General features: G+C 39.2%; 16 protein-coding genes. 4 read left to right on the forward strand and 12 right to left on the reverse strand.

Annotation, left to right across the window (positions count from 1 at the left end):
• Nucleotides 1-22 precede the first annotated feature (22 nt).
• The 9 genes from LGQ02_RS19570 to LGQ02_RS19610 form a co-directional block, all read right to left on the reverse strand.
• Nucleotides 23-997 (reverse strand): ATP-grasp domain-containing protein, encoded by a 975-nt coding sequence (locus tag LGQ02_RS19570; protein ID WP_226515957.1) that lies wholly within the window; start codon nt 995-997, stop codon nt 23-25.
• Nucleotides 987-1,934, reverse strand: a complete 948-nt coding sequence (locus LGQ02_RS19575; protein ID WP_226515958.1) for a 1-aminocyclopropane-1-carboxylate deaminase/D-cysteine desulfhydrase — start codon at nt 1,932-1,934, stop codon at nt 987-989. The genes LGQ02_RS19570 and LGQ02_RS19575 overlap by 11 nt, the downstream gene beginning before the upstream one ends.
• A gap of 19 nt (nt 1,935-1,953) precedes the next feature.
• The gene (locus LGQ02_RS19580; protein WP_226515959.1) at nt 1,954-2,457 is read right to left on the reverse strand and encodes a GNAT family N-acetyltransferase; all 504 of its coding nucleotides are present in this window, start codon (nt 2,455-2,457) and stop codon (nt 1,954-1,956) included.
• Between the two features lie 22 nt (nt 2,458-2,479).
• Nucleotides 2,480-3,112, reverse strand: coding sequence for a sugar transferase (locus tag LGQ02_RS19585; RefSeq protein ID WP_226515960.1), 633 nt, complete (start codon nt 3,110-3,112; stop codon nt 2,480-2,482).
• A 4-nt stretch (nt 3,113-3,116) separates the two neighbouring features.
• Entirely contained in the window at nt 3,117-4,229 is a 1,113-nt protein-coding gene (locus LGQ02_RS19590) for a DegT/DnrJ/EryC1/StrS family aminotransferase (protein ID WP_226515961.1), read from the reverse strand.
• A gap of 190 nt (nt 4,230-4,419) precedes the next feature.
• A complete protein-coding gene (locus LGQ02_RS19595) occupies nt 4,420-6,240 on the reverse strand; it encodes a polysaccharide biosynthesis protein (protein WP_226515962.1) in 1,821 nt (606 codons plus the stop codon).
• Nucleotides 6,241-7,027: 787 nt separating this feature from the next.
• The gene (locus LGQ02_RS19600; RefSeq protein WP_226515963.1) at nt 7,028-7,801 is read right to left on the reverse strand and encodes a tyrosine-protein phosphatase; all 774 of its coding nucleotides are present in this window, start codon (nt 7,799-7,801) and stop codon (nt 7,028-7,030) included.
• Between the two features lie 124 nt (nt 7,802-7,925).
• The gene (locus LGQ02_RS19605) at nt 7,926-8,627 is read right to left on the reverse strand and encodes a CpsD/CapB family tyrosine-protein kinase (protein WP_226515964.1); all 702 of its coding nucleotides are present in this window, start codon (nt 8,625-8,627) and stop codon (nt 7,926-7,928) included.
• On the reverse strand, nt 8,617-9,360 hold the full coding sequence (locus LGQ02_RS19610) for a YveK family protein (RefSeq protein ID WP_226515965.1): 744 nt from the start codon (nt 9,358-9,360) through the stop codon (nt 8,617-8,619). The genes LGQ02_RS19605 and LGQ02_RS19610 overlap by 11 nt, the downstream gene beginning before the upstream one ends.
• A 278-nt stretch (nt 9,361-9,638) precedes the next feature.
• Between LGQ02_RS19610 and LGQ02_RS19615 the strand changes: the two genes are divergently transcribed.
• Nucleotides 9,639-10,595, forward strand: a complete 957-nt coding sequence (locus LGQ02_RS19615; protein ID WP_226515966.1) for an LCP family glycopolymer transferase — start codon at nt 9,639-9,641, stop codon at nt 10,593-10,595.
• A gap of 240 nt (nt 10,596-10,835) precedes the next feature.
• Here the strand turns inward: LGQ02_RS19615 and LGQ02_RS19620 are convergent, their stop codons facing one another.
• On the reverse strand, nt 10,836-11,852 hold the full coding sequence (locus LGQ02_RS19620) for a nuclease-related domain-containing protein (RefSeq protein WP_226515967.1): 1,017 nt from the start codon (nt 11,850-11,852) through the stop codon (nt 10,836-10,838).
• Nucleotides 11,853-12,349: 497 nt separating this feature from the next.
• Here LGQ02_RS19620 and LGQ02_RS19625 point away from each other — a divergent pair, with 497 nt between their 5' ends.
• Nucleotides 12,350-12,562 carry an acyltransferase gene (locus LGQ02_RS19625; protein ID WP_226515968.1) on the forward strand — a complete coding sequence of 71 codons (213 nt, stop codon included), beginning with the start codon at nt 12,350-12,352 and terminating at the stop codon, nt 12,560-12,562.
• A 392-nt stretch (nt 12,563-12,954) separates the two neighbouring features.
• On the opposite strand, the gene LGQ02_RS19630 is transcribed toward LGQ02_RS19625, so the two are convergent.
• Complete coding sequence (locus LGQ02_RS19630) at nt 12,955-13,431, reverse strand: SRPBCC family protein (RefSeq protein WP_226515969.1); 477 nt, start codon at nt 13,429-13,431, stop codon at nt 12,955-12,957.
• Between the two features lie 266 nt (nt 13,432-13,697).
• Here LGQ02_RS19630 and LGQ02_RS19635 point away from each other — a divergent pair, with 266 nt between their 5' ends.
• A complete protein-coding gene (locus tag LGQ02_RS19635) occupies nt 13,698-14,696 on the forward strand; it encodes a C40 family peptidase (RefSeq protein WP_226515970.1) in 999 nt (332 codons plus the stop codon).
• Between the two features lie 530 nt (nt 14,697-15,226).
• On the opposite strand, the gene LGQ02_RS19640 is transcribed toward LGQ02_RS19635, so the two are convergent.
• Nucleotides 15,227-17,269 carry a penicillin-binding transpeptidase domain-containing protein gene (locus LGQ02_RS19640; protein ID WP_226515971.1) on the reverse strand — a complete coding sequence of 681 codons (2,043 nt, stop codon included), beginning with the start codon at nt 17,267-17,269 and terminating at the stop codon, nt 15,227-15,229.
• A 476-nt stretch (nt 17,270-17,745) separates the two neighbouring features.
• On the opposite strand from LGQ02_RS19640, the gene LGQ02_RS19645 reads away from it, so the two are divergent.
• Entirely contained in the window at nt 17,746-18,753 is a 1,008-nt protein-coding gene (locus LGQ02_RS19645; RefSeq protein WP_226515972.1) for an LLM class flavin-dependent oxidoreductase, read from the forward strand.
• Nucleotides 18,754-18,808: the final 55 nt, after the last annotated feature.

Raw genomic sequence — 18,808 nt, forward strand, 5'->3', positions numbered from 1 at the left:
GTACATATTAATTAAAACTAATTTAATGTCTTAATATTTTCACTTCATTAAATTTCATCATATAAGTTCCTATATCATACTGACCTATTGTATCTAAATTAGCTTTACCACTAATATTATTAATAATCATCTTCGGTATATTTACACCACTTTCATATGCATGCGGATATCCCCCACCGAACCGAGGGTTTACCTCGGAGATATAATATTCATCATTAACCTTAAAAATATCAATGTCTATAACACCTTTATATCCAGTATCATTAACAAAGTCCTCAATTTGTTTTAGTAGTTCCATGTCTTTAACAGAAACCGATTTATCAGTTTCTCCAGCTCTCATTTTTAATTTCTCTTTTAGAAAAATTGAAACAGGCTCTCCTGAAATTATATCAATATATACATCTGCACCGTATTCAATACCATCCATGAACTCTTGTATCATTAAGTTATCAAACCTACTAAACAACAGTTCAATCTCTTCTTTCGATGTTACTTTACTTATATTGACACTAGCACTCCCCTTAACAGGTTTTACAAACACTGGATAGTTAATTACTCCAGCTTCAACGTCACAATAAAAGTGCTCTTTATCAACATAACTTTTAACAGTTTTAAATTTATTTTGAACGCAGAATTCAAACATCTTATATTTATCAAAACACATTTCCACAACATCATAATTTGAGACAATTGGTGTTGTTCCAATATCCAAAAAGGCTTGCTCGTATTTCGCTAGTAGGCTTATTTCCGGATCTATCAGAGATAGAACGCCCTTTATATTATTCTCTTTACATATAGATAGAATAGTATCTAAGTATCCTTCTTCATCCATCCTTGGAACAATAAAGTATTTATCTGCATCATAAAGTGCTGGTGCTAAATCACTACTATCAGCAGCTATAACAAACCCTTTACCTTCTAACTCTTGTTTGAAATAATGAACTATTTTATTTCTTGTTCCACAGCTTAATATTAGTATGTTCAAATCATCGTTCATCCTTCAAAGCCTCCAATTTATCAAAAAACAATGGTGTTCCACCTGTATGGATAAATAATACCTTTTTATCTTTAATGTAATTCTCTTTAATATACTCTTTCATACCCCAAAAAGCCTTACCTGTGTAAGTTGTATCCATTGGGATACCATCAGTAATTAGTACATCCTTGATGGTTTTTAATATTTTATTATTATAGGAACCATACCCTTCTAGTATATAATTATCTATGAATTTTATGGCATCAAGGCTAGTTGGTTCTTTTCCTTGACCTAACAAATAATTATTCACACTTTCAAAAACAATTTGACCACCATATGGGTTTTTTCGAGCGTTGCTAATTCCAATAATTTCTCTTTCATCACCATGTAGGATTTTTCCACATATAAGTCCAGCTTGAGTAGTGCCTGTTCCAGTCGTATGAAAAATGTAGTCAAAATACATGCCTGTTGAGGCTTCGTAGTCCAGAATTTCTTCATATGCATTTACATAAGCCTGGGTTCCGATATCACCATGGCCTCCCCCCTGAATAAAATAGGGTTTATAGCCTTTTTCTCTTAACTCTTCCATCTTTTTATCAATTGTAATATGGACTTCAGATACAGGACAATGCGTAACTATGGCACCAAACAGTTCAATCATTTCTTTATTAGAGGTTATATAGCTAGATTCACTTGGAGAAATAATATGGCACGGTATCCCCTTAGCCGCTGCAATATTGGATATAATTCTACAATGATTCGAACTACTACTACCATACGTAACTACACTATCAGAAGACTCACTCTTTAATTTTTCAAAAAAAAGTACCGCTTTCCTTACCTTATTCCCCCCAAATGATATAGGAAGAAGATCATCTCGCTTTATATAAAATGAGTTGTTATTTAGATTTCCACTTAACTTTTGAATCGGTGTTACTGGATAATCAACTAGTTCCAATTTTCATTTCACCTACATTTTACAGATAGTTTTCCACATCAAGAATATACAAATATCTATCTACATGTTTTCCATTATAAAATAAATTGTTTCTTAGTAGCTTTTCTTGCTCAAACCCACATTTTTCAAAGAGTTTTTGAGCACGAATATTATCGACTTCTGTGTAAAGGTATATTTTCTTAAGGTTAAGTTCTTTATAAGCTTTTTTAATTAAAAGGTCCGTTGCAATACTAGCTATACCTTTTCCTCTAAATTCTTCTCCACCAAGACAAATGTAATATTCAGCTTCCATACTTTCAAATTCAATATTTAGCAGCCCAATTAATCCTGCAGGTTTTCCCGAATACGTGATAGTGTAGTCAATCCTATCATCTCTATCATCAAGAGATTTAAACCATTGTAGAGTCTTATCTTCTCTTAGAGGCAGATCATAATGTAAATATTTATTATTATTCGTATCGTTTATCCACTTTACTTTATATGGAATATCGTCTTCTTGGAATTTTCGAATTGTAATTTGCATATTTTACTCCCTTGTGGTCTGATTAATACTTAGAAGGTTTTCCAGATACTTTTGAGTTATTATGGGTATAAATACTTTCACGTTTAAACAATTTTTGTATTGTTTTAAAAAGAATCTTAATGTCTAACCATATATTAAATTTTTCAACATACTCAACATCAACCGGAATTCTTTCATCCCAAGATACAGAATTTCTAACCGTAACCTGAGTTAATCCAGTCATCCCTGGTTTCATTTCAAAACGCTTTCGTTGAAAGTCACTATAATCCGCATATTTATACGGATGATGTGGCACAGGTGGTCTTGGCCCAACTAAGCTCATATCGCCAATAACAACGTTCCAAAGTTGTGGGAGCTCATCTAAGCTGGTTGCACGTAATAATTTCCCGATTTTTGTTATCCGATTATCATTCTCCGTTTTAACAAACAAACCTGATCCAATCTGTTCAGCATTAACAACCATAGTTCTAAACTTGAGTATCTTAAATACTGTACCATTTTTCCCAATCCGTTTTTGTTTGAAAAATACAGGACCTTTAGATGTTAATTTAATAGACAGTGCTATGATAATAAGGATTGGAGAAATAATAATAACCCCTATTAAACTACCTAATATATCAATTGTCCGTTTTAAAAATAAATTCAAAGTCCTCATCACTTCACCTCCACAACCCCTTTATAATTTCTACAATTTTCTCCAACTGTGCATCCGTCATCTTCGTATCAGACGGCAAACAAACACCATCATCAAACAACTTTTCTGCTACATTCGTTCCTACAAAATCATACTTCTCAAAAAATGGTTGCATATGCATCGGCTTCCAGACTGGCCTTGACTCAATATTCTCAGCTTCCAGTACTTCAAATATATCGATCGGTCTCACTTTACCAGTTAACGTCATCGCACTTAACCAAAAGTTTGGCTCATCCCAATCGTTTACTGGCATAAATTCAATACCTTCTAAAGAACCTAACTCTCTCTTATAAAAGTCAAAGATATAACGTTTCTTTTCAACTCTTTCGTCTAATACTTTAAGTTGTCCTCTACCAACACCAGCTACTACATTACTCATCCGATAATTGAATCCTAATTCACTATGTTGATAGTGCCTCGCTTGGTCTCTAGATTGAGTTGCCCAGAATCTAGCTTTAGCAATTCTTTCTTCATTATTAGAAACGAGCATTCCACCACCAGAAGTAGTAATGATTTTATTTCCATTAAACGAGAAGATACCGTAATCACCAATTGTACCTGTATGCTTACCTTTGTAGTAAGTTCCAAGAGATTCAGCCGCATCTTCAATTAGAACAACGTTATGTTTCTTACAAAGTTCAACTATTTGATCCATATCTGCTGACAATCCGTAAAGGTGTACAACGATAACTGCCTTTACTTCAGGATATTTTATAAACGCCTCTTCTAATGCTTTTGGACACATGTTCCACGTTTCATAATTACTATCAATGAATACTGGTGTTGCATTTTGATAGATAATTGGATTTGCTGTAGCTGAAAATGTAAGTGTTGGACATAACACGATATCCCCTTCACCTACTCCTGCAGCTCTTAAAGCTAAGTGAATAGCTGCCGTCCCAGATGAAATTGCTGCAGCTGCTTTAGAACCGACCTTGTCTGCTAATTCTCTTTCAAACCCATTCACATTTTCTCCAAGAGGTGCAATCCAGTTCGTATCAAATGCTTCTTTTACATATTCCATTTCATAACCTTCATCACTCATGTGTGGTGATGAGAGATAAATCCGATCTCCCATTGTCAACTTCCTTCCTCTTTGCAGTTACTTTTTTGTAACCCCTTCTTTTAGTCTTTTAGTACTTAGTTAGACCTGATCAAACTAACTACTAATTTACTAAACATACGAAAATGGAGGTTACTGTTAGTTCACAAGTTCTACTAACAGTAACACTCACATACTATGCATTGTATTAAAACTTCATTTTTTCTTACTTAACCACACTCAACCTACTCAAGCTCTCGACTCTAAAGTGCGCAATGTCTAACGTTTTTTCACGGAGTGTTTCCGTGCTGTTTCGTTCAAATTCATCGATAAGATCGTAAATGACGTTGATGTTTACTTGCGGTGTTTTCCCGCGATAAATTTGCGGATAAATTTGTTCTTTGTGAACTTCGTTTTCTCCGAGCAGTTCTTCAAACAGTTTTTCTCCTGGACGCATGCCTGTATAGGTGATTTCGATTTCGTCTTCACTAAAGCCAGAGAGACGAATTAAGTTTTTCGCAAGGTCAACGATTTTCACTGGTTCACCCATATCAAGGACGAACACTTCGCCACCTTTTGCAATCGCTCCAGCTTGAATGACGAGTCGTGATGCTTCTGGGATCGTCATAAAGTAACGCGTCATTTCTGGGTCTGTTACTGTGACGGGCCCACCTGCTTCAATTTGCTTTTTGAATAGTGGAATGACACTGCCGCGACTACCGAGCACGTTACCGAACCGAACCGCAACGAACTTCGTGTCACTGACAATATCCATATGCTGGACAACCATTTCTGCAATTCGCTTCGTTGCCCCCATCACACTCGTTGGGTTCACTGCTTTATCAGTTGAGATCATCACAAACGTATCAACACCTGCTTCATGAGAAGCTTCCGCAACGTTTTTTGTTCCAATCACATTGTTTTTCACCGCTTCGTGCGGGTTTCTTTCCATAAGTGGGACGTGCTTATGTGCTGCTGCGTGATAGACGACATCTGGACGATGCTTATGCATCACGTCATTCATCCGTTCTTTATCTTGCACATCGGCAATCTCTGTCACAATCGTAATGTCTTGATACGTGTTTCTTAGTTCCAATTCGATACTATAAATACTGTTTTCACCATGGCCAAGAAGGACGATTTTCTCTGGGGTAAAGTTACACACTTGACGACATACTTCTGAACCGATCGAGCCACCTGCACCTGTTACTACGACCGTCTTTCCAGTCAGCTTGTTCCCGATTTTTTCTGTATCAAGTTCAACCGGCTCACGGCCGAGTAAGTCTTCTACTTGTACGTCACGAATTTGTTGAACAGACACTTTTCCAGACATAATGTCTTCAACAGACGGCATGATTTGTGTACGTACCTTTGTTTTTGAACAAATCGAGAAGATGTCATTAAGATCTGTTTTTGTAAGTGACGGAATTGCAATTAAAATATGGTCAATGTTGTTTTCTTCAACGACCTTTGCTGTATCTCGTACACTGCCGATGACTGGTAGACCCATAATTTCAAGGTTATGCTTCGTTACGTCATCATCAACAAAGGCGACTGGGTGAAGCTCAGACGTTTCACTATTTAATAGTTGACGCGCAACCATGCTCCCACCGTCACCCGCACCGATAATGAGTGTACGCTGTTTGTCTTTTCCTTTATTCAGCTTCGTATCGCGGTATAAACGCCACGAAAATCTCGACGCACCGATCAGTAAAATGTGCAACATCCACGTGATAAGTAATGTACGAATGAAGAATCCTTGAAAGCCAATAAGTAAAATCACCGCAACGGTTACGATCGATAGCGTCACCGCCTTAAAGATCGCCGTCAACTCTTGAATACTCGCATATTGCCACACACGTTGATACAGCTTGTAGCGATGTGCAAAAATATGATGACAAACAAATAACGCAATTGAACTGACGATGATTGCTGTTGGTACGATCGTTGCAGATGAACTTAACAGCCAATAACCAACATAAATTGAAAATAAAACAATGATTGAATCCACTAAAATAAGTAATCCTAACCTCGTCTTAAACCCCATTACTGCTTTCCCCCTTCAAAATCAAACATCTATTATCTTACATATATAAATACTGTTTTCAGCCAAAATTTAAATCTAGTCACCGATAATGCTACCTAGCAAATTAAGAGAGCGCTCATCAATAGCCCTCAACGTCTATTGTGATCTATTGATGAACGCACTTTCATTCTTCATTCTATTAACCATTATATAGGCTTGGTCATTTCGCACTAGTGAAAAATAAAACTAATAGTCTTTCACTCGATTCTACTTCACTCTTTCTCGATCACTTTTGTAAATACACAAATACTTTTACGCTTTTTCGACAAAACTCTATGAAAACTCATACATTTAACCTACTTATTGAACAGAAGTTTTGCACTCTGTGAAAGTCTTATGATATACTTTTGTCGAAAAGAAAAACAAAACTCGTCACGATTCGACATATGCTTTTTTTAGTTACGCGTTCAAACACCCTCAAATAGGGTACATACATTGCGAATATATATAATGTATTCTCCTTAGCCCAAAAAGAGCTCAATTGGGGTGACATAAAGATCAACCAAATCTTTTACCCAATTTTCTCGAACGTCACCTACAAAAATATGTAGGAAAGGCATTTAACCTAACCTCACACCGTACCAATGGCGACAGAGCGCCTAAGGACTTGCTTGGGCAAACGATCCCACAGCACGGCCGAGTGCCTCCATTGATAAAGGTAAGGAGACATTACCTATTTCTAAAAATCAGCATATTTTTGCTCCATATGTAGTCGAAGATGCCCTTCTTACAAAGAGCATCCCGTTTTTTAAACCTTTAATAATAAACCAAGAAACTTTTTTTGTCGAATTTTTTCCGGACGTTCGATCATCACATGTCCATGTTCAAGAACAATTTCGGCGTTCTCACGAAAAAAATAAACCAAACTTTCACCAAATTCCTCTTCGATGTCATCGTAAGCTGCGAGTAAGTGATAAGAACGGTTTGTCGTGTTATGTGCATCAGAGGCAAGAAAATGTGTTAAGTTCGCTTCAATCATATCTAGAGAAAAAGTTCGAATCTTTTTCCCGAACTTCCCTGCAACACTGCCTGCGGTTACTTGTGTTAAGCTCCCGTCTTTTACAAAGTTATAAAGCATTTCCGGCTTCTTCATAAAAACTTGGTTACGCTCTGGGTGAACAATCACCGGCGTTAACCCTTTTAATTGAATATCATAAAGCATTTGTTTTGCATATCTTGGGACTTGTGCCGACGGAAACTCTACAAATAAATACTGACTGTTTGCCAAAGTCATCACTTTGCCAGAATCATAGTCTTCGAGAATTTCTCCATATAAACGACATTCTTGTCCTGGAAGAATACGAAGAGCAAACGATTGCTTCTTTAACTCTGCATTCACTTCGCTCACTTTATCAAGAATTCCTTGTTTTTCATTGATGTACTTCCCATTTTGATGATGCGGGGTTGCCACGATTCTTGTTATCCCTTCTCGTTCGGCAACTTTTGCCATTTCTAGCACATCTTCCATCGTCTGTGCCCCATCATCAACTCCAGGTAGTATATGACAGTGGAGATCAATCATTGATTGAGCCCCTTTCTTTTTTTGTAATTATATGAAACCAATACCAAAGTAGTACTTATTTCACCCGAATGTAGTCCATTATACCATTTTATTGGGTATTTTCTACCTCGAATCTAGAACTTTTTTATTTTTCACCGTAATAATAATAGTACTGCGAATCTTTCATATCACAATCATTTAGCACAGCACCTAGAATATTTGCGTCAACCTTATTTAATGATTCAACGGCCTTTTTTGCAAAATCTTCTTCTGTCTTTCCACTTCTTACAACTAAGATCGCTCCATCACAAAAACGTGACAAAATCTGTGGGTCTGTTACAACATTCACTGGTGGTGCATCAAATAATACGTAATCATAATGCTTTTCAAGCTCTTGAATGAACATTTCCATCGCTTTCGTTCCCAGCAATTCACTCGGATTTGGTGGAACTGGACCAGATGTTAACACATCTAAGTTCTCAACCGCTGTTTCATGAACCGTATCGAAGAATTCCGTCTGTTTTGCAAGAACGGTCGTTAACCCTTTTTGGTTCGGTAGCTGGAACGTAAAGTGAACCGTTGGTTTACGTAAATCAGAGTCAATAATTAGAACTTTCTTCCCTTGTTGCGCGAGTACAACCGCTAAGTTTGAAATCGTTGTCGATTTCCCTTCTCCAGGTGTTGAAGAAGTAACCATGATCGTTTGGATTTTCTTATCGATCGCGGCAAATTGAATATTCGTTCTCAGCGTTCGAAATTGCTCTGAAATTGGAGATTTCTTATCAAAGTGTGTGACTAAGTTTCGTTGTTTATCTGATACGACTTGTTTTTTTCTTCTACGCGCCAAAGTTCTCACGTCCTGTTCTTGATTGACTTCTTGATGGACCAAGTTTTCCCGCTTTCACTTCATTAATGGTAGAAACGGCAGCTAATACTGGAATCCCTAGTTTTTCCTCAATATCATCTTCTGTTTTCACCGTATTGTCTAAGAACTCAAGTAAAAATGCGAGTCCTACCCCCGCCATTAATCCAACAACTAAAGCAATCGCCATGTTTAATGTCGGATTCGGGTTAACTGGACTTGGATTTTCTGAAAGCTCCGCCGCTGACAAGATCGACACATTATCTACACTCATAATGTCGACAATATCACGTTGGAACACGGTTGCAACGGTATTTGCAATTTGCACCGCCATTGCAGGGTTCGTATCTTCAACAGAAATACTTACGACTTGCGAATCCCCTTCACTTCTAACACTAACCTGGTTTCTTAAATTACTAACAGATCGTTCCAAGCCTAACTCTTCTTGAACTGGTTCTAAAATACGTGGAGATGTAATAATAACGTTATACGTATTAATTAACTCTCGATTTGTTCGTAAGTCCCCTTGGGATATAGGTTGGCCGTCTTCTTTGGATTGGTTAACGAGTAATTGCGTTGAATTTTGGTAGGTTGGAGTAAGCATAAAATACGAAACAATTGCACTTGCAGCAACAGCAACGGCTGTTATTACGATAATTATTTTTAGGCGCTTCTTTAAAGTATGAAATATCTCTTTTAAACTAATCGTCTCTTCCATTTTGTCCTCCTAATCACATGCATTCATTACCTTCTCATGCTATATCATTTAATGATAAATGTAAATATTTTGTGGAAAAATGAGAAAAATAGAATATTTTTGTAGATTGCTAAACTTTCTCGTAATGACTATACTAATCTTAATCAATCGTTTATAATTTTGTAACTAGGAGAGTGTTTCCAATTGAGTTTTTATGAAACGATTTTCCTATAAAGGGCGACGAAAGTTACAAAAGGCCAGATTTGGCTATTTTATATTAAAAGGAGAAACGAGAAAAGATGAAAAAAGCTCTTATTATTATCGGTTCATTTATTGGCGTTCTTATTTTAGCTGTCGCAGGTTATGCCTATCATCTATACAGCTCTGTGCAAAGCACGGTAGACGACCAAATGCACGTGTCGATTGAACGTGAAAAATCAGCAAAACGTGCAATTGAAGTCGACGTAGAAGCAAAAGAGCCACTCGCCTTTTTACTATTAGGAGTCGACACAAGTAATGTCGAAAGCGGACGTTCCGACACGATTATGGTCATAACGGTTAACCCCGAAGACGAATCAATGAAAATGCTCAGCATTCCTAGAGATACAAGAACTGAAATTATCGGACGCGGCTTTGACGACAAAATCAACCACGCATATGCTTTCGGTGGTCCAGAAATGGCAATGGACACGGTCGAGAATTATTTAGACATTCCAATTGATTATTTCATGGCAGTCAACATGGATGGCTTCCAAGATATCGTTGACGCACTAGGCGGTGTCACTGTCGATAATCCCTTTTCCTTTACACAAAGCGGTCACCGATTTGATGAAGGAGAAATCTTTTTAGAAGGCGAAGAAGCGCTCGCATATGCTCGTATGAGAAGACAAGATAGCCGCGGTGACTTAGGCCGTAATGACCGTCAGCGCCAAATTATGACAGCCATTATTGATGAAGGTGCCCATTTATCTTCTGTAACAAGAGCACAGTCGATTTTAGACGCAATGGGTAACAACATCGCAACAAACTTAACATTTGAGCAAATGATGAAAATTCAAAGCAACTACCGTAGTGCCAGACATTCAATGACAACTCTCGAAATTGATGGCCACGGTGATCGGATTAATAATATTTGGTATTATATCGTTCCAGAAGAAGAACGTCAGCGCGTTTCTGGTAAACTACAAGCTCACCTAGATTTAGAGCGAGCAGTCGCTAACAACACAGATAATGACGACGAAGACGATGACGCATAAATAATCGAATTTGCTTCGCACCTCCCGCTCCGGGAGGTGCTTTTTCATGCAACCGCAGTTCCGAAGGTACCTTGAATACAAGCAACTTTTTTCATAATACTGGCAACTTATATACAAATACAAGCAACTTTCTACCTAATACTGGCAACTTCTTGCTGAATACTGGCAACTTCTTGCTGAATACTGGCAACTTCCCTTCCAATACTAGCAACTCTCCCTCCAATACAAGCAACTTCGCCTTTAAAATAACCTCTTTCGTGACCAGTTTTTTGCTTTTTCAATAATAAATTGTTTCAAGTCGTACTTCCGGTTTTTAAAAGTTCCTTGAAATGGGAGGTTTAAGCGACGGAGGCTTCTTGAGGCAAGAGAGTCGCAATGGAGGTCGGCAAAGTCTTTAAATTCACGTTTAGTGATAGATGTCGATTTTAATAACCCGAAATCTACTAATGTCTCTTCATAAACATCCTTTGATTTTTTATTGCATTTTTGACAATAAAAGGTGCCGTAATCACGACTTAACGGGAGATACCCGCATTTGAGGCAGCGGATTCCGATTGAAAGGTCATCAAGGGGAACAGGGGTTTGCTCAAAATCTGAAAGCCAAGGATCATGTTCTTTTATTAAGTGACTGGCTATATTATGTAAATCTCCAACCGGGGTTTTTCTTGAATAGCTCTTGTCCAAAGTCCGCAATTGATAGAGGATATTCCAGCTACGAGTAACAAAGTCGTTGACGGTCTTATCATCCTGGTCACTTTTTATAGCGGCGTTTCTATTCGTAAGAACGACTTTCCCACAAATAGGTAACGGAAAATCAATATTGTACGATCGGAAAAATTCACTTAATTGCCACTGAAGATTCTTCACCTGGTTTATCGGGCATTGGAACACCTCCGTTTTTTCCGGTTCATCTTCGAGTTTGAGCTTACGAATGAGTTGATAGTGCATGTGTTCAAAATAAAGGTCCCCAGTTATATTTTTCACTTCATAAATCATCGCGTATCTCGGATTTAATAACAGAATGTCAATTTGAAAGTGGCGGCCGTTTAGCGGTAGTTTGAGGTCATGGAGAATCAAGTTGTCATTCGGGAGTGAGCGCAAATAGTAATCAAGCGAAATTTCACCTCTAAAACCAGCTAGCTTCCGCTGATACATTTGGTTCAGATCTTCCCATTGAAGGTGGGCCCTATCCAATCGACTGAGGATCGCTTCTAACCGACGGATCTCTAGAGGCAACGAAGGAGGTTTAACAATCAACGTGGACACTTCCTTTATTAAGTTTTTTGATGGAGTCTCGCAGAGGAAAAATCTACCTTTATTTTATAAAAAGAAGCAGAATTTGTGAAGTAGAAAGAGCGTATTTTCGGGTGAAATTGACTTCTCATCACATACGAGCAACTTTTATTGGAATACTGGCAACTCCCCGTCCAATACGAGCAACCTCCCTTCGAATATTGGCAACTCCCCATTCAATACAAGCAACTTCTCTTCGAATACGAGCAACTTTACCCAAAGTACAAACAACCTAACAAAAGAGAAAAATTACCTTATAAACGGTCAGAAAATTAAAAAAATATCCGAATAATATGTTAAGAAGCAGTGGATGAGGCCCTGCCTCTTTTTTCCTACCGCCCTATCATCTAGGCTCATTTTTCGTCGATAGATTAGGACCGATGACACGACAAGTTTCTCCTTCTTTTTCGCATGTATCTGATAGAATTAGCAGTAACAAAATACACGTTGAGGTGATAAGCATGTCATTTAATCTCGTACTAGATGCTATTTTAGGTGAGCGAATTACTTTTTATGAAGTAGAATGTTTAGCATGCGGCTTTAACGAAGTGTATTATGCAGATCCTCATACAAATAAACAAATTGGCAGAGCCTGTCAACATTGCGATTCGATCCAAGTCTTCGATCGTAACTTGGAAAAGAAACAAATGGTTCAATTAGATGGGTTACCATAAAGAAAACGCGGCGATTACCAAGTCTTTTACGAAGGGAAAGCCTCAGTTGCACTAGTAGACATAAAAATTTTGGCTACCTAGAGTCAGCTTAATTGTTAAAATTTATACTTTCCTTTAGTGTAAAAAGTGCGCGGAACTCTCGGAGTTTCGCGTTTTTTATGATGTGCGTGTTGACCGGAGATTTCCATTTGCCATGATGCATGGGTGTTGAATCAAGTTGACTATATTTGTGCTAAAAGTTGCTTTTATTTTAACTGAAGTTGCTCGTATTTTAACTAAAGTTACTAGTATTGTTACTCAAGTTGCTTTTATCCTCAACAAGGTTGCTTGTATTTCCACCAAAGTTGATTGTATCCTTAACAAAGTTTGAGCATACTCCTTACATCTATCTACTATTGACTCGATGTATCCCCCTTTAAGTTTTGCGATACTTCCGCCTCAGCTATTTTTTTAAATGTTTTCGCGCGTGATTTGATGAGTGTCTGCATATATCTTTCCAAAAACAGCTTGTCGGCGAGTATGCCAACTAGTCCGAATGGGGATCGGTATTCGAGCATGCCGACCATCATAGTGCCATCCGACACTTCAAAAAACTCTCGTATATGCGTATAGGTTTGGAAGGTGCCGCGAACCATGATAACGAGTTTATGAGGGCTGTCCATAAATGAAACCATTGCTGTCAGTCTTTGTTTTATCCCAAAATGTTGTACCTCCCAGGTTACATTGTCCCCTTCTTCCAAAAGGCCTTCCGTCACTCCGCAAACAGCTTGATCTTTTGTTATTTGCATATGAATATCAACATTTCTTGCCAATTCGAAACAAACTTCCATAGGTGCTTGAATTAACTGTTTATACTTAAACTCGGGCATGTCATGTTCTCCTTTTTTCCAATCATTATCATTAGTTTTTTACAAATGATGGGATTTTATGACATGACTGAAATGGAAGAGATAAATAATTGGAGGAATATGTTTCCCATTTGCCCAAGATTTTGTTTTTTCACCAAAAGATTACAAATATTACAGGGCGTTTAATATTTAATGACGTATCAGCTGAGACTATTGTTACATTTGCTAGATTTATATACACTATTGTTGTAACAACTTAGAGAAGAATTAAGGGGAGAGGAAAGTTTATGAAAAAAGTTGTATTAAGCGTTACGTTGGCGGGTAGTTTGTTTATCTTACCTAGCATTTCTGAGGCAGCACTCGGAGATCAAACTTTGCGTGAAGGAATGCGTCACAATGATGTTGTCGAATTGCAGGAGGTTTTGAGAGACAAGGGCCACTTTACCTTCCACACATCGACAGGTTTTTTTGGGGAAATTACTCGAAGTGCTGTTCGTGATTTTCAACGCTCAGCAGGAATCCAAGTCGATGGTATTGTGGGACCTCAAACATTTGGAGCTCTTGAAGTAAGTGGGACAAGCTCGAACGGCTCTAGTTCAAGTAGCTCTAGTTCAACTGCTTCCAACTCAAGTAGTTCCGTTACATTCGAAACGACATTGAGAAACGGCATGCGCGGCAGTCATGTACGTGCACTGCAAGACGCATTGAGAGATCGAGGGTTTAGTGCTGGATCGTCTGGTATTTATGGGCCAAAAACGATTGCAGGTGTCCGAGATTTCCAACGCGCAGCAGGAATCGGCGTTGATGGCATTGCTGGCCCTCAAACGTTTGGAGCATTAAATAATGGCGTTAGCAGAGAGTCTAACGAAACGAACATTTCTAGTAGTTCAAGCAGTAGTTCTAGCTCTGACTCTAGCTCGTCTACTAATCTAGCATCCGGTCTTGAGTCCACTGCTAAGGATTTAATCGGAACACCGTACTCATGGGGAGGAACATCACCTTCTGGTTTTGACTGCAGTGGATTCTTAGGATATGTATTCAGCCAAAATGGTGTCGACATTCCAAGAACTGTTTCTGGAATCCATAGTGCAAGCTCAAGTGTGTCTTCACCGCAAAAAGGTGACTTAGTCTTCTTTGAAACGTACACTTCAGGACCATCTCATGCGGGAATTTACCTTGGTAACGGTGACTTCATCCATGCAGGTACATCCACTGGTGTAACAATTTCAAACCTAAGCCAGTCTTACTGGAACCAACGTTACTTAGGTGCAGGACGTATTAACTAAAATTTTTCTTTGAAAATTGTACAAATAACAAAATGAAACACACATATACTCAAGTTTACAACTTTATATGTAACTACTATCCCCCTATATATAAACTACTAAACATACTTATAAGAAAAAAGCTTAAAGATTTGATCATCTTTAAGCTTTTTTTGTCTTATAGTTATTCTATCGGTGAACAAATTCATTGAAGTTGCTTGTATTTCGTAGAAAGTTGCTTGTATTTGAACGGAAGTTGCTTGTATTTCGTAGATAGTTGCTCGTATCCTTACCAAAGTTGCCAGTATCCTAACAAAAGTTGCCAGTATCCTAACAAAAGTTGTTCGTATTCTAACAAAAGTTGCTCGTATTCTTACAAAAGTTGCTCGTATTCTAACAAAAGTTGCTCGTATTCCAATAAAAAGTTGTTCGTATTCTAACAAAAGTTGTTCGTATTCTAACAAAAGTTGCTCGTATTCCAATAAAAAGTTCGTCGTAGCTATTCGCACATACTGAAAAAGCCTGGTTCCGAGATGGACCAGGCATTTCTTTTATTCTAAATTTCCTATAAATTCATTGACGAGGTCGACGACGTAGCCGCTACCTCCTTTATTTTCCACATTTTCAACCACCACTGTGACGAGGAGGTCTTCCTCTTCATAATCGAGAGCAACGTACCAGCCGAGTTCTTCATTGGAATCATCATCGTCTTGTGATTGTTTGAGCTCGGCTGTGCCCGTTTTTCCTGCTAGATTGCGGGTATGACCTAAGTTTTCACGAAAGGCGGTTCCGTTTCGGTCTTCCACGACGGCAATGAGACTGTTTAATACGGTCGTTGCCGTTTCTTCTGAGATAAGATTTTCTTTCCACATTTCTTCGCTCTCATCGTCAAATAAGCGTGGCTGTGGGATGTTTCCGTCATTAACAAACATCGTATAAAGACTTGCTAAATGGACGGGGGGCATCTGCACTTGTCCTTGGCCGTAGCCTGTGTCAGCTAGAAGGACATCAGAAGTGATTCCGTCATTTGTAAGCGTTGAAGCGTACATCGGAAAACCAAATGGCATCGGTTTGCCGAATCCGAAACGCTCCGCCCATGCTTCCAATTGCTCAACACCGAGTGCTAACGCTTGCTGGGCAAAGTAAATGTTGTCCGAGTACTCCATCGCTGTTTTAAAATTGACTTCATTGACATGTTCATTAACACGCGTCACCCGGTAGTTCCCCCAGCTTTCATCAGCTTGCCACTGTTTGCCATCGATATGGATCGTTTCACCAGGATCCAAGGTGCCTTCCTCAAGTCCTGCGGCTGCTGTAAATGGTTTAAAAACAGAGCCAGGTGAGTATGCTTGTTGAAACCTTCGTGTCAGTAACGTGTTCGAATCATCGATGTCTTCTGCTCTTGGGTCAGGTAGTCGCAAATAACGAAGGTTTGAGTCGTAAGCAGGTAAACTAGCAAGAGCAAGCACTTCGCCGGTAGATGGATTCATGACGACACCTGCTCCTGCATTATTACTGAGTGTTTCAGCGAGCTGACGTTGCAGGTGCGCATCAACCGTCAACGTAATGTCTTCTCCATGAACGGGATCTTCTTTAATAATGATATCTCTTGTGTTTCCTTCATTGTCGAAAACGGTAACCGTCACCCCAGGCTTCCCGCGTAACTGTTCTTCGAGGACGATTTCTAATCCTCTTTTTCCGATAACAGAATGGGTTTCATACTGTTCACCTTCACGTTCCTCTAGTTCTTCCGCGGTAATTGGACCGATATAACCAATGAGATGAGCGAATTCCTCTCCGTACGGATATTCACGCCCTTCCTTACGGTTAAGTAGAACACCTGGGATTTCCAGTAATTGTTCCGTTCTTGGGTCTGTTAATGACAGTTGCTGAACGGGTGCGAACCAATCAGGATTGTCGGGATAATTGTCGGCGAGATCGCGAACGGTATCGATATTGAGGTTCAAAATTTCCGCAAACATTTTTGTTGCTTCATCAAAATCGTCCAATCGCTCAGGGACAAAGCCTGCTTCATAAATTTCACCATTCACTGCGAGTTCTTGGCCATTGCGGTCATAAATCGTCCCACGTTCCGGCGATTCCGTTGAAATGTGGATTTGATCATTATTTTCTTGGAGACCAATAAATAAATGCGATGGGTGCCACTCAATTTTCCAAACATCGACTTCCTCGTCTTCGATCGTTTGAACCGTTTTCAAAAGTGTGATATTCGTAGAGTAGGATATGTCCCCAAGTCTTGACTTCATCTGAACATTCGCATCGTAATTGAGTGTATCAATTTCATCTAAGTCGATTTCTTCCTCCTCAAAATTAATCGACTCAAAATGGACATCAATCGCTTCGATTCCTAAATCTCCATGAATTTTTTCAAAACGCTCTCTAAACTCCCAATCATATTCATCTTGTGAGTCTTCGCTCAACGCATCCTCCATCGCCTCATAGTTCTGATTTTCCCAGGCCGTGATGTAATCATTTATAGTATCTTCTGGATTTACTTGTTTTTCATCTGAACATGCGGCAACGAAGGCAACTGTTATAATTACATAAAAAATGAAAGAAAGCCTCTTTCGCATTGAAATCCCCCTAGTAAGTTTCTCTCTCTGACATGATTGTGTGTGGACACTTCGTCCTTATTACAAATTTATTCTACCGCATTTGGAAAAATGAGTTAAATAAAAACACTTACCGTTTCTCGCTACGTGTCGTTTCATATAAGAAGTTGCTTGTATTCACACTAGAGTTGCTCGTATTCCACAGAAAGTTGCTTGTATTCTTACCCGAGTTGCCTGTATTTTTACCCGAGTTGCTCGTATTCCACAGAATGTTGCCTGTATTCTTTCCCGAGTGCTTGTATTCCAACAATAGTTGCTCGTATTCTCACCTGAGTTGCTTGTATTCCAACAAAAGCTGCTCGTAACCCCCTCCTGTAACTGCGCCTCACCTTCTTAACAAAGCATATTTCATGCAATGGAAGTGATCAACATGCTAAGATTTTACATAATCATTATTGTCATCATGAATATTAATGATATATAAGGAGGTTATCTCGATGGCTCAAAGTAAACGCCTTTCGGATATAGATTTTTCGATTTTGGATTTAGCGCCTATTTTAGAAGGTAGCACGGCTGCTGATTCTTTTGATAATAGCTTGAAGCTCGCTCAGCGTGCAGAGGAGCTCGGGTACAACCGTTTTTGGTTAGCCGAGCATCACAGCATGCCAGGAATTGCGAGTTCTGCGACATCTGTCGTAATCGGGTACATCGCTGGCGGAACGTCAAAGATCCGTGTTGGCTCAGGTGGAATCATGCTGCCCAACCACGCTCCACTTGTGATTGCCGAGCAATTCGGAACACTCGAGTCCATGTATCCAGGCCGGATCGATTTAGGGTTAGGGCGCGCCCCAGGGACCGATCAGCAGACAGCTCGAGCACTCAGACGGAATGCAAAAACCGATGGGAGCGAGTTCCCGCAACAGTTAACTGAATTACAAGAGTTTTTCCGCCCTACTTCACCAAGCAAGGTACGAGCGATCCCAGGTGAAGGGTTAGACGTACCCGTTTGGTTGTTAGGCTCAAGCGGCTTTAGTGCGCAGCTCGCAGGAAAACTTGGCCTTCCGTTTTCACTTGCTAGTCACTTTGCACCTGATTATTTACTACCTGCGCTGAAGCTTTATCGTGAGAGCTTCCAGCCTTCCGAGGTGCTAGACAAACCCCATGCAATGATCGCAGTGAACGTGATCGCCGCTGACTCCGATGAAAAAGCGAAGTGGCTCGCAACGTCACAAGAACAAGCCTTTTTAAATATCATTCGAGGTAAAAATGGGCAATTGCAACCGCCCGTAGAAAATATGGATGAATTATGGAGTCCTTATGAAGAATCGCTCGTGCAAAAGATGCTTCACTATTCTGTCGCAGGGAGTCCTTCTGTTGTGAAGGAAAAACTAGAGGAGTTCCTCGTTGAAACTGGGGCCGATGAAATGATCGTGAATACGCACGTTTTTGATCAAGCCGAACGTATTCGATCATATGAGCTGTTAGCAGATGTCGTAAAAAATTAAGTAGGTGGGCGGATGGACCAAAGCGTTTGGCTTTGGTCTTTTTTAGTGGGGCTAG

Origin of the sequence: Bacillus shivajii (genome assembly GCF_020519665.1) — a bacterium.
GTDB lineage: Bacteria > Bacillota > Bacilli > Bacillales > Salisediminibacteriaceae > Bacillus_CA > Bacillus_CA shivajii.

What these genes read in the sequence shown, in the direction of transcription:
- LGQ02_RS19570 (WP_226515957.1), bottom strand. Translation starts at nt 997, where the DNA reads ATGAACGATGATTTGAACATACTAATATTAAGCTGTGGAACAAGAAAT.
- LGQ02_RS19580 (WP_226515959.1), bottom strand. Translation starts at nt 2,457, where the DNA reads ATGCAAATTACAATTCGAAAATTCCAAGAAGACGATATTCCATATAAA.
- LGQ02_RS19585 (WP_226515960.1), bottom strand. Translation starts at nt 3,112, where the DNA reads ATGAGGACTTTGAATTTATTTTTAAAACGGACAATTGATATATTAGGT.
- LGQ02_RS19590 (WP_226515961.1), bottom strand. Translation starts at nt 4,229, where the DNA reads ATGGGAGATCGGATTTATCTCTCATCACCACACATGAGTGATGAAGGT.
- LGQ02_RS19595 (WP_226515962.1), bottom strand. Translation starts at nt 6,240, where the DNA reads ATGGGGTTTAAGACGAGGTTAGGATTACTTATTTTAGTGGATTCAATC.
- LGQ02_RS19600 (WP_226515963.1), bottom strand. Translation starts at nt 7,801, where the DNA reads ATGATTGATCTCCACTGTCATATACTACCTGGAGTTGATGATGGGGCA.
- LGQ02_RS19610 (WP_226515965.1), bottom strand. Translation starts at nt 9,360, where the DNA reads ATGGAAGAGACGATTAGTTTAAAAGAGATATTTCATACTTTAAAGAAG.
- LGQ02_RS19615 (WP_226515966.1), top strand. Translation starts at nt 9,639, where the DNA reads ATGAAAAAAGCTCTTATTATTATCGGTTCATTTATTGGCGTTCTTATT.
- LGQ02_RS19625 (WP_226515968.1), top strand. Translation starts at nt 12,350, where the DNA reads ATGTCATTTAATCTCGTACTAGATGCTATTTTAGGTGAGCGAATTACT.
- LGQ02_RS19630 (WP_226515969.1), bottom strand. Translation starts at nt 13,431, where the DNA reads ATGCCCGAGTTTAAGTATAAACAGTTAATTCAAGCACCTATGGAAGTT.
- LGQ02_RS19635 (WP_226515970.1), top strand. Translation starts at nt 13,698, where the DNA reads ATGAAAAAAGTTGTATTAAGCGTTACGTTGGCGGGTAGTTTGTTTATC.
- LGQ02_RS19640 (WP_226515971.1), bottom strand. Translation starts at nt 17,269, where the DNA reads ATGCGAAAGAGGCTTTCTTTCATTTTTTATGTAATTATAACAGTTGCC.
- LGQ02_RS19645 (WP_226515972.1), top strand. Translation starts at nt 17,746, where the DNA reads ATGGCTCAAAGTAAACGCCTTTCGGATATAGATTTTTCGATTTTGGAT.